This is a genomic window from Sporosarcina luteola, from assembly GCF_023715535.1.
Lineage (GTDB): Bacteria > Bacillota > Bacilli > Bacillales_A > Planococcaceae > Sporosarcina > Sporosarcina luteola_B.
Genome location: NZ_JAMBOI010000010.1, coordinates 76,028 through 87,472 on the forward strand (window position 1 = coordinate 76,028; position 11,445 = coordinate 87,472).

The following is an 11,445-nucleotide window of genomic DNA, read 5'->3' on the forward strand; positions in this document are numbered from 1 at the left end:
ATAACCTTCTTTCCATATTGTACAATAATCCTGAAGGCAGATGTATGGTGTGCTTTTGTAAGCCCGTCTGAGACGGAAATCAACGGTGTAACCACTACCTTCTCTTTTCAACTAAAACAATTTCATGGTATGATTGGGTACAGAACTTTTTAGTTTCATCAGCTCCTGGCTGAAGCAACTAAAAGCCTCCGGCGGATGTCATAGATTTTGAATGGAGTTAATTGCGCAAGCGCAATTCAAAATCTGGACTCAATTACGCCGAGGCGTAATTGATTTAGGGAGGGTTCATCATTGGCAGACGAGCAAAAAACGCGAATTGCGGTTGACATATATGGACAGACGTATACAATTGTCGGCAGTGAAACGAGCAATCATGTCAAGCTCGTCGCATCGATGGTCGATGAAAGGATGAAGGAAATCAGTTCTCGCAATCCTTATTTGGACAGTTCCAAAATCGCGGTCCTCACCGCTGTAAATAGTGTACACGATTATTTGAAGCTGAAAGAACGAATTGAGCTCCTTGAAGAAGAATTGAATAAGTTGAAGGGTTGACGGTCGTATATGCTAGATTTAATACTTTTATTCCTCTTTTTGGGAGGATTGATCACCGGTTTTAGGCGTGGGCTTATCGTACAGGTAATACATATGACAGGTTTCTTTATCGCCCTTATCATTGCTTACATATACTATAAACCATTGTCCGAGAAGTTTGTCTTATGGATTCCATATCCCGGAGTGACTGCGGCATCCAAGTTGAGCTGGACAGTTGAACAGCTTGATCTGGATCAGACATTTTACAGGGTCCTCGCATTTGTCATCATTTTTATCGTAGTCAAATTTGTATTGCAGTTGGTTGCATCCATGTTTGATTTCCTGAAGTTCCTGCCGGTATTGGGCTTTTTATCACGTTTTGCAGGAGCAGTACTAGGTTTCATCGAGTTTTATATTCTCATATTCCTATTACTCTATCTACTGGCAATGCTGCCGTTAGATTCCATTCAAGGGATGATTGGAAAATCGTTATTGGCGGACGCGATATTCGAGCATACACCGATCATTTCGGAAACGGTGAAAAAATGGTGGTATATCTATATGAAGTGATGTATTGCGGCCCGTGCAAAAACGAAGGCTGTCCTATACAATCAATCTGAACGGCTTCCCCCCTTGGTTGGAGGGAAGCCTTTTTTCAAGAACGATTCAGATAAATGGAGGAGTGGTGACTCATGAACAAGAAAACAATCATTCGCACATTTGAAAAAATCGCTCTATATATGGAGTTATTAGGGGAGAATCCATTTAAAGTGGGGGCATTCCGGAAAGCGGCGAATGTGCTCGAGCTCGATCCGCGGAGCCTTGCGGAGATGGATGATATTTTGAAATTGAAGGGGATTGGCAAAGGGACAGGCGCAGTCATCATCGATCTGATGGAAAAAGGCGAGTCCGACTTGTTGAAGGAGCTTGAAGAGGAAGTTCCAAAGGGGCTTATCCCTTTATTGAAAGTGCCTGGACTTGGCGGTAAAAGAATTGCCAAACTCAGAGAAGTGATCGGTATCGATTCCATTGAGTCGTTGCGTCTGGCTTGCGAAGCGAACAAAGTGAGCGGCATTCCCGGATTCGGCAAAAAGACCGAGGAGAAGATCCTGCACGAACTTGAACAGCTTGGTACAAAGAAAGGGAAGCTGCCGGTCTGGCAAGTGGAATCGATTGTCAAAGCAATTGAAGATGAATTACGTGGAATAAAGGAAATTACCCGTTTTTCGGTAGCAGGAAGTTTCCGTCGTGCAGAAGAGGAAAGCAGCGATGTCGATTTCATCATTGTTACGGATGAACCTGCTGCTGTTCGGGAAAAGTTGATGGAAGTGATGCCGATTGAGGAAACGGTCGCAGCGGGCGATTCTAAGCTGTCGGTCGTTCTCGACATGGCTGAACTGGTCGATGCAGATTTCCGCTTTGTGACTGAGGAACAATTTGCGACGGCGTTGCACCATTTCACAGGTTCGAAAGACCATAATGTGAAGATGCGTCAACTTGCCAAGTCACAAGGAATGAAGATTAGCGAATACGGTGTTGAACTGGAAGATGGAACAGTAAAGACATTTGAATCGGAATCCGATTTCTTCGCCTTCTTTGATCTGCCTTTCATTCCCCCTTCTTTAAGGAAAGATGGGAAGGAAATCGATCGCGCACATGAAGTTGCGGGACTGGTGACGCTTAAGGATATCCGTGGCGATTTTCATATGCATACGACTTGGTCTGACGGTGGATATTCAATTCGTGAGATGGTCGAAGCATGCAGGAATCGGGGCTACTCCCATATGGTCATTACTGATCATACACAATACCTGAGAATAGCAAATGGGTTGACGCCTGAAAGGGTCCGCAACCAGATAGAAGAGATCCGGAAGTTGAATGACGAATATGACGATATTGAGATATTCTGTGGCACGGAGATGGATATCCTTCCTGATGGATCTCTCGATTTTGATGATGAATTATTACAGGAACTTGATTTTGTCATCGCGTCCATCCATTCAAATTTCAATCAGCCTCAGGAGCAGATCATGAACAGGCTGCATGCGGCAATCAAAAATCCGTACGTTACGATGATCGCTCATCCGACTGGCCGGATCATCGGCCAGAGGGACGGCTATAATCCCGATGTTCCCCAATTGATCCAATGGGCGAAGAAATATAATAAAATCCTTGAACTAAACGGCGATCCGCACCGCTTCGATCTGGCTGTCGATTATTTGGCAATGGCCCAGGAAGCGGGCGTCAAAATTGCCGTTAATACGGATGCGCATGCAATCGATCAATTGGATCATATGGATATTGGCGTTAAATATGCACAAAAAGCATGGTTGAAAAAAGAGACGGTTGTGAATACGTGGCCGCTTGAACAATTCATCCGGGAAATCATACGGAAATGAAGGGAAGTGCAAGGCATTGGAAAAACGTGTTTTAAAAACACTTGAGTTTGATAAAATCCGGGATATTGTTGCAACCTATTGCACATCATCTGCAGGACGGACATATATGGAAAAACTGGTTCCAGTTAACGACTTCCAGGAAGTGGTCCGTTTACTTGAAGAGACGGACGAGGGGCTCGCTATCTTGAGAGTGCGTGGGAACGTGCCGATGGGCGGCATTAGCGACATACGGCCGCATGCAAAACGTGCCCAAATCGGCGGTGTACTCAGTGCATATGAATTGATGGAAACTGCGAATACGATACGTGCGAGCCGGATTTTGAGACAGTTCATCGAAGCGGTCGATGCAGACGAAGACATTGAAATCCCGCATTTTCTAGCCAAGAAAGAAGCTTTGCCAATCCTGACGGGACTTGAGCATGAAATTAATGCCGCCATTGACGACAATGGACATGTTGTCGACAGTGCATCGGGCACGCTTCGATCAATCCGTCAGAGCTTGCGCATCCAGGAGGGACGTGTCCGGGAAAAGCTTGAGGGCTATACGAGGGGAAGAAACGCATCGAAAATGCTTTCGGATTCCATCGTGACGATCAGAAACGACAGATACGTCATTCCAGTTAAATCGGAATACAGATCCCACTTCGGGGGCGTCATCCATGACATGTCATCATCCGGGCATACGTTGTTCATCGAGCCGGATGGTGTTGTGCAGGCAAATAATGAAATCCGCAACTTGAAAATGAAAGAGAAGGATGAAATCGAAAAGATCTTGCAGGAGCTATCTGTCAAAGTCCAAGAGGTGGCCCATGATCTTTTTGTCCTTGTCGATATTTTATCGGAAATTGATATCATCCTCGCCAAATCGAAGTATGGAATTGCGCATAAATGTACGAAACCGGCAGTAAATAATGAAGGCTATATCCGGCTGGCAAAAGCGCGCCATCCTTTGCTGCCGATTGAACAGGCTGTTGCAAATACGATTGAATTCGGCAAAGAGATAACGACAATTGTCATTACAGGTCCGAATACAGGAGGGAAGACCGTTACATTAAAGACGGTCGGTTTGTGCACATTGATGGCTCAAGCTGGACTTCCGATTCCTGCATTGGATGGATCCGAAGTTGCCGTTTTCGACTCCGTCTACGCGGATATTGGCGATGAACAGTCCATCGAGCAAAGCCTTAGTACGTTTTCATCGCATATGGTGAACATCGTCGATATCCTGAAGAAATTCGATTCCCGTTCGCTGCTCATTTTTGATGAATTGGGCTCAGGCACTGATCCGCAGGAAGGGGCGGCATTGGCTATTTCCATCTTGGATGAAGTGCATGGCACGGGGGCAAGAGTCATGGCGACGACCCACTATCCAGAGTTGAAGGCGTATGGTTATAATCGTCCGGGCGTGGCGAATGCCAGCGTGGAATTTGATATTGATACGTTGAGCCCGACTTATCGTTTATTAATAGGAGTTCCTGGGAGAAGTAACGCATTCGAAATTTCAAAGCGGCTTGGTCTAAATGAACATATCATCAAACGGGCGAAGAAATTCACGGGAACAGATCGCGGTGAAGTTGACTCGATGATTGCATCACTGGAATCGAGCAGGGTTCAATCGGAAAAGGATGCCGAGCAGACGCATGCCCTGCTTATCGAAACGGAGAAACTGAAACGCGAATTAGAGACGAAGGTATCTGAATTCGATGCTATGAAGGAAAAACTAATTGAGAATGCAAAAGGGAAGGCGAAAAAAATCGTGGACGACGCACGAGTCGAATCGGAAGCTGTCATTTCCGATTTGCGTGCATTGCGTTTGAATGCAGGGGCAAACGTAAAAGAACATGAATTGATCGAAGCGCGTAAACGGCTGGAAGGGGCAGCTCCCGAGGAAAAGAAGAAAAAGCTTAAAGCTAAAGCAGCCCCAAGGCCCCTTGAAGCAGGTGACGAAGTGAAGGTCATCACATATGGACAGAAAGGTACACTGGTCGAAAAGGTGTCAGCAAACGAATGGATCGTCCAAATCGGGATATTGAAAATGAAGCTGGACGAATCTGTGCTCGAATATACAAAACCAGAAAAAGTGAAAGACACTGTCGTCTCCGCCTCTGTCAGAGGAAGAGATTCGTATGTTAAACTGGAACTAGATCTTCGTGGAGAAAGATATGAGGATGCCTTGCATCGTACGGAAAAATATTTGGACGATGCATTGCTTTCCAATTATCATCAAGTATCGATCATCCACGGAAAAGGGACGGGAGCTTTGCGGCAAGGTGTTCAAACATATTTGAAAAATCATCCTCGTGTAAAAAGCTACCGTTATGGAGAAGCGGGCGAAGGCGGCCATGGAGTGACCGTCGTCGAATTAAAGTGAAAAAGAGTAAAGCGAAATGAAACTTTTCCGGCGCCTATCCGTAAACGTTTGGATGAATGAATTTCAAAGGAGTCAAAATAAATGACGGAAACCGGATTTTGGAGTCATCCTCTCGTAGAAACAACAGGCTACTTCAGCGTTGTAGTCCTTTGCCTCATCTTTTCGATGGTGCTATTTGAGCTTGTGACAAAATATAATAACTGGGAAGAGATCCGTAAAGGGAATGTAGCGGTCGCCATGGCGACAGGGGGGAAGATATTTGGAGTGGCAAATATCTTCCGCTATTCGATTGAGCAGCATAATTCATTGCCCCAAATGATCGGATGGGGTCTGTTCGGTTTTTTCCTGCTAGTTATAGCATACGTGCTATTCGAATTTCTTACGCCGAAGTTCCAGATCGATAAGGAAATCGAAGAGGATAACCGCTCAGTCGGATTCATTTCACTGACGATATCTGTAGGCCTGTCGTTTGTAATCGGTGCCAGCATTTCATAGGAGACTTAATATGGAGAAATTATCTAAGATATTAATCGTTGTCTGTATTCTTTTCATTCTAGTAGGAATTTACTGGATGTTCACAAATACGCCTTGACTGAAAATTGCCGGTCAAGGCATTTTTTCACAGGAAAAGTAATATTCTATTTGAAAGCGGATTCATTTATCGATATAATATTTTAAGAGGGAATTTTCAAAGTATTGGAATGGGAAAAGGGGGGGTTACAATGATAGCAAGACCTTGGTTGGATATGTATCCACCAGAAATACCGAAGACGATTGACTATGATCGGATTCCGCTTCAAGAATTCTTGACGAGATCGGCAAACAAGTTTCCTGATAAGACGGCCATGCATTTCATGGGCAAGAACATAAGCTATAAAGAGTTCCATGAGTCGGCATTGAAATTCGCCAACTATTTACGTTCGCTTGGCATTGACAAAGGGGACCGCGTTGCAATCATGCTCCCGAACTGTCCACAAAGTGCCATCGCCTATTATGGCATCCTCTATATTGGAGGAGTTGTCGTACAGACGAACCCGCTTTATACGGAAAGGGAATTGGCTTATCAGATGTCGGATTCAGGGGCTAAGGCGATCATTTCGCTGGATATTCTTTTCGGACGGATTACGAAGATCGTTAAGGAAACGAAATTGGAGCATGTCATCATTACTGGAATTAAAGAGTATTTGCCATTTCCTAAAAATCTTATCTATCCGTTCATCCAGAAAAAAGAGCATGGCATCATCGTGAAGGTGGAACACCGTGGCATGAACCATCTTTTCACGGAAGTAATGAAAATAGCAAAACCTGATCCGATTTCCTATGATTTTAATTTCGATGAAGATATTGCATTGCTTCAATATACCGGTGGCACGACAGGACCGCCGAAAGGGGTCATGCTGACGCATGCCAATTTGATCAGCAATGCGCAGATGTGCAATGCGTGGTTGTATAAATGTGAAGACGGTGAAGAGACAGTCATGGGGATCCTGCCATTCTTCCATGTGTATGGCATGACGACAGTCCTCGTCTTATCTGTCATGTTAGGCAATAAAATGGTGCTGATACCTAAATTCGACTTTGATACTGCATTGAAGGCGATTGATAAACAAAAACCGACGCTCTTCCCCGGTGCTCCGACAATCTATATCGGATTGCTGAATCATCCTGATCTCGCGAAGTATGACCTCTCGTCCATCAAAGCGTGCATTAGTGGATCGGCTGCATTGCCTGTCGAACTTCAGGATCGATTCGAAAAGGTGACTGGCGGGAAGCTCGTGGAAGGATATGGATTAACGGAGACGTCGCCTGTTGCCATTGCGAATTTTGTATGGGAGGAAAGACGTGTAAAAGGGTCTATCGGAGTTCCTTGGCCTGACACGGATGCCTGCATCTTAGGACCGGAATCATCTGAGCCTTTGCCGAACGGGGAAGTCGGGGAAATTGCGGTCAGAGGTCCTCAAGTGATGAAAGGCTACTGGAACCGACCTGAAGAAACGAATGAAACTTTCCGCGACGGGTGGCTATTGACCGGAGATTTAGGGTATATGGATGATGAAGGCCATTTCTATGTTGTCGACAGGAAAAAAGATATGATTATTGCGAGCGGCTTCAACATTTATCCGCGTGAAATCGAAGAAGTCCTTTACGAGCATGATGCAATCCTTGAATGTGTCGTCGCAGGAATTCCCGATCCTTACCGCGGAGAAACCGTAAAGGCTTATATTGTTCTAAAAGAAGGGCAATCGGTGACAGAGGAAGAATTGAATACGTATTGCCGTGAACATTTGGCGTCGTTCAAAGTGCCGCGACAGTATGAGTTCAGGAAAGAGCTGCCGAAAACTGCGGTCGGAAAAATATTGCGACGCGCGCTCGTTGATGAGGAGAAAAAGAAGTTGGAACAGGAATTGCAAACTTCCTGACGAAAGACTTGACTACAATCAAATTAACGATTAATATGAAAATATGAATGAATACTCATTCATATTTTCTTTTTGGTGGTGAAAAAGTGAAACGTGATAAACCGAAATATAAACAGATAGTGGATGCGGCCGTCATCGTCATTGCCGAAAATGGCTATCATCAGGCGCAAGTCTCGAAAATCGCCAAGGAAGCGGGCGTCGCGGACGGAACGATTTATCTTTATTTCAAAAATAAAGAGGATATCCTTATCTCCGTATTCCGGGAGAAGATGGGCGTTTTTGTCGATAACGTACAGGAGATTCTGAAAAAAGAAATCTCTGCGACAGAAATGCTTGCTAAGATGATTGAAAATCATTTTAGTTTGCTCAATGGCGACCGCCACCTAGCCATTGTTACCCAATTGGAACTACGGCAATCAAACAAAGATCTTCGGTACAGGATCAATGAGGTTTTGAAAGAATACTTGTCTTTGCTCGATGCCATTTTGAAAGAAGGAATCGAAAAAGGTGAGTTTGACAAGCAGATCGATATTCGGTTGGCACGTCAAATGGTATTCGGTACGATTGATGAAACCATTACCTCATGGGTGATGAATGATCAAAAGTACGATTTGATGAAATTGGCACCAGAAGTCCATCGCTTACTTTTAAATGGAATGAAAGCGTAAACACAAACGATGAATGAGCGATGATAAATAGGCATTTTGGAAAGGGTGGGGAATGAATGGAGTTCTTGAAAATTGCGATTGAAGACGGAGTTGCGGTTGCCACAATCAACAGACCGCCGGCCAATGCATTATCAAGCGGTCTTATCCGAGAGGTTGATCAAATGCTCGACAAAGTGGAGAATGATGATTCCGTAAGGGTCATCGTGCTTCACGGAGAAGGGAAATTCTTTTCGGCAGGAGCCGATATTAAGGAGTTCACGACAGTGACGTCCGGCGAACAATTTTCGCAGCTTGCTTCAGCTGGACAGGACGTCCTCGAGCGGATAGAAAATTTTAAAAAGCCGATCATTGCCGCGATTCACGGCGCTGCGCTTGGCGGCGGTTTGGAATTGGCGATGGGGTGCCATATCCGGTTTGTTACGGAGAAGGCAAAACTCGGATTACCGGAATTGCAGTTGGGAATTATTCCTGGTTTTGCCGGCACGCAACGCTTGCCGCGATACGTCGGGGTGGCGAAGGCCGCGGAAATGCTGCTGACGAGCGAGCCCATAACTGGGGAAGAGGCGGTCCAGTGGGGTCTAGCCAATCGTGCATTCCCGGATGAGGAACTGCTTTCGAAGACGATGGAAATCGCAAAGAAAATTGCGAAGAAAAGTCCAATTGCAATGAAGGCAGCACTTCGCATGCTTCAATATACGAAAACAGACTCGTTCTACGAAGGGGTGAAGGCTGAGGCCGATTCGTTCGGAGAAGTTTTCGTCTCTGAGGATGCAAAAGAAGGCATTCAAGCATTCATTGAAAAAAGGGAACCACATTTCAAAGGGAATTAAAAAAGCCAGGGAGGTCTGCAATATGAACATTTATGCATTGGTGAAACGGACTTTTGACACGGAGGAAAGAATCGCTGTATCAAACGGGAAAATCGTTGAGGACGGCGCTGAATTCATCATCAATCCTTACGACGAATATGCAATTGAAGAAGCAATCCAAGTACGCGACGAACATGGCGGTGAAGTAACGGTCATCACGATCGGCGACGAAGAAGCCGAAAAGCAGCTTCGTACGGCGTTGGCAATGGGGGCGGACAAAGCTGTCCTTATCAACACAGAAGATGATCTGGATGAGATGGATGAGTTTACGGCTGCTAAAATCATCGCCGAATACTTGAAAGACAAAAATGCGGATCTGATCCTTGCGGGGAACGTCGCGATCGATGGCGGGTCAGGACAAGTCGGTCCACGTGTTGCGGAATTACTGGGCATCAACTATGTAACGACAATTACAAACCTTGAAATCGATGGCTCATCTGTAAAAATCATCCGTGACGTCGAAGGGGATTCCGAAACGATCGAAACTTCCTTGCCATTACTAGTCACAGCACAACAAGGTTTGAACGAACCTCGCTATCCTTCTTTACCAGGAATCATGAAGGCGAAGAAAAAGCCGCTAGATGAACTGGAATTGGACGATCTAGATCTTGATGAGGACGACGTGGAAGCGAAGACGGAAACAGTCGAAATCTATCTTCCTCCGCAGAAAGCGGCAGGCCGCGTCCTTGAGGGCGACTTGTCCGACCAAGTGAAAGAGCTTGTGGATCTTCTGAATAAAGAAGCGAAAGTGCTTTGATTTGATTCATCCGAATCAAATCAAAGCGCCTCCGGCGGATGTCACGGATTTTTAAAGGTGGTTTTCGAGCATGCTCGAAAAAAATCCGGATGCAATCACGCCAAGGCGTGATAGATTGTTGGATTGATTGTTGAACTCATATCGTAATGGGAGGGACTCTATATGTCTAAGAAAGTAGTAGTACTTGGTGAAGCTCGTGAAGGGGCATTGCGTAATGTTTCATTCGAAGCGATTGCAGCTGCCAAAACGGTGGCGGGCGGCGGGGAAATCGTCGGTTTGCTATTTGGCGACGCAGTTCAATCATTAGGGGAAGAAATGATCAAATACGGTGCAGATCGTGTCATCACAGTGGAGCATCCGCATTTGAAACACTATACATCAGACGGCTTCGGTCAAGCATTCATGTCGGTTTATGACCAGGAAAAGCCAGACGCAATCGTATTCGGACATACTGCATTAGGGAAAGATCTATCTCCGAAGATTGCTAGTAAGCTAGCATCGGGGTTGATATCCGATGTGACGGCAATTGATGGGGAAGGCGATGACGCTGTTTTCATCCGTCCAATCTTCTCAGGCAAGGCATTTGAAAAGGTGAAGAACAAAGACGGCCTTCTATTCATTACGGTCCGTCCAAACAATATCGAACCGCTTGCCAAAGATGAAAGCCGTTCGGGTGACGTCTCCTCCGTTTCGGTTGACATTACTAATCTACGCTCGGTCATTAGTGAAGTAGTCCGCAAATCGACGGAAGGCGTCGATCTATCGGAAGCAAAAGTCGTCATCGCCGGCGGACGTGGTGTGAAAAGTGCAGAAGGCTTCGCGCCACTTGAAGAATTGGCACAATTGCTAGGTGGAGCAGTCGGCGCATCCCGCGGAGCATGTGATGCGGATTACTGCGACTACTCTTTGCAAATCGGGCAGACAGGTAAAGTCGTAACACCTGACCTGTACATCGCAGCAGGAATTTCAGGCGCAATCCAGCATATGGCTGGCATGTCCAACTCAAAAGTTATCGTCGCCATCAACAAAGACCCAGAAGCAAATATTTTTAAAGTAGCAGACTATGGCATCGTGGGAGACTTGTTCGAAGTCATCCCAATGATGATCGAAGAGATCAAGAAAATCAAAACGAACTAATTATGAAGGCTCCTAGACTGATAGGAGCCTTTTGATATTGCTGTGAATTGCCGTAAAGTACTCTCCGCTGCTTGAAGTGGAAGGCGGCGACTCCGGCGGGAAATCCCTGCCTTAATTTCTGTAAAAGGCGCAGAAATACGGCCAATCGAACTCCATTGGTTCGATTGGAAACATACTAACATTAGTAGTGCAGACCATGGCCATGGTTTGTGCTACTATTTTTTTGTAGTAGAAGTGAAGGAAAGTCGTGCGGACGCTGGGATCTTTGAATCCGTATAAGGAAACCGACTAAC

At 45.5% G+C, this 11,445-nt stretch carries 10 protein-coding genes; all 10 read left to right on the forward strand.

The features are described 5' to 3' along the window. The first annotated feature begins 291 nt into the window (after positions 1-291). Positions 292-552: a cell division protein ZapA gene (zapA, locus tag M3191_RS14880; protein WP_251701159.1), complete on the forward strand. Its 261-nt coding sequence runs from the start codon at positions 292-294 to the stop codon at positions 550-552. 9 nt (positions 553-561) lie between these two features. Next, on the forward strand, positions 562-1,101 hold the full coding sequence (locus M3191_RS14885; RefSeq protein ID WP_251701160.1) for a CvpA family protein: 540 nt from the start codon (positions 562-564) through the stop codon (positions 1,099-1,101). A 122-nt stretch (positions 1,102-1,223) separates the two neighbouring features. After that, positions 1,224-2,930, forward strand: a complete 1,707-nt coding sequence (polX, locus tag M3191_RS14890; protein WP_251701161.1) for a DNA polymerase/3'-5' exonuclease PolX — start codon at positions 1,224-1,226, stop codon at positions 2,928-2,930. A gap of 16 nt (positions 2,931-2,946) precedes the next feature. Next, entirely contained in the window at positions 2,947-5,301 is a 2,355-nt protein-coding gene (locus M3191_RS14895; protein ID WP_251701162.1) for an endonuclease MutS2, read from the forward strand. A gap of 81 nt (positions 5,302-5,382) precedes the next feature. After that, positions 5,383-5,796, forward strand: coding sequence for a DUF350 domain-containing protein (locus M3191_RS14900; protein ID WP_251701163.1), 414 nt, complete (start codon positions 5,383-5,385; stop codon positions 5,794-5,796). Positions 5,797-6,023: 227 nt separating this feature from the next. After that, positions 6,024-7,721: a long-chain-fatty-acid--CoA ligase gene (locus M3191_RS14905; protein WP_251701164.1), complete on the forward strand. Its 1,698-nt coding sequence runs from the start codon at positions 6,024-6,026 to the stop codon at positions 7,719-7,721. A gap of 86 nt (positions 7,722-7,807) precedes the next feature. Continuing rightward, the gene (locus M3191_RS14910) at positions 7,808-8,389 is read left to right on the forward strand and encodes a TetR/AcrR family transcriptional regulator (RefSeq protein WP_251701165.1); all 582 of its coding nucleotides are present in this window, start codon (positions 7,808-7,810) and stop codon (positions 8,387-8,389) included. Positions 8,390-8,445: 56 nt separating this feature from the next. After that, on the forward strand, positions 8,446-9,219 hold the full coding sequence (locus M3191_RS14915; RefSeq protein WP_251701166.1) for an enoyl-CoA hydratase: 774 nt from the start codon (positions 8,446-8,448) through the stop codon (positions 9,217-9,219). Between the two features lie 22 nt (positions 9,220-9,241). Next, positions 9,242-10,015 carry an electron transfer flavoprotein subunit beta/FixA family protein gene (locus M3191_RS14920; RefSeq protein ID WP_251701167.1) on the forward strand — a complete coding sequence of 258 codons (774 nt, stop codon included), beginning with the start codon at positions 9,242-9,244 and terminating at the stop codon, positions 10,013-10,015. A gap of 162 nt (positions 10,016-10,177) precedes the next feature. Continuing rightward, positions 10,178-11,152 carry an electron transfer flavoprotein subunit alpha/FixB family protein gene (locus M3191_RS14925; RefSeq protein ID WP_251701168.1) on the forward strand — a complete coding sequence of 325 codons (975 nt, stop codon included), beginning with the start codon at positions 10,178-10,180 and terminating at the stop codon, positions 11,150-11,152. The last annotated feature ends 293 nt before the right edge of the window (positions 11,153-11,445 follow it).

Coding starts and splice junctions, on each gene's coding strand:
- M3191_RS14885 (WP_251701160.1), top strand. CDS start 562: ATGCTAGATTTAATACTTTTATTCCTCTTTTTGGGAGGATTGATCACC.
- polX (WP_251701161.1), top strand. CDS start 1,224: ATGAACAAGAAAACAATCATTCGCACATTTGAAAAAATCGCTCTATAT.
- M3191_RS14900 (WP_251701163.1), top strand. CDS start 5,383: ATGACGGAAACCGGATTTTGGAGTCATCCTCTCGTAGAAACAACAGGC.
- M3191_RS14905 (WP_251701164.1), top strand. CDS start 6,024: ATGATAGCAAGACCTTGGTTGGATATGTATCCACCAGAAATACCGAAG.
- M3191_RS14915 (WP_251701166.1), top strand. CDS start 8,446: ATGGAGTTCTTGAAAATTGCGATTGAAGACGGAGTTGCGGTTGCCACA.
- M3191_RS14920 (WP_251701167.1), top strand. CDS start 9,242: ATGAACATTTATGCATTGGTGAAACGGACTTTTGACACGGAGGAAAGA.
- M3191_RS14925 (WP_251701168.1), top strand. CDS start 10,178: ATGTCTAAGAAAGTAGTAGTACTTGGTGAAGCTCGTGAAGGGGCATTG.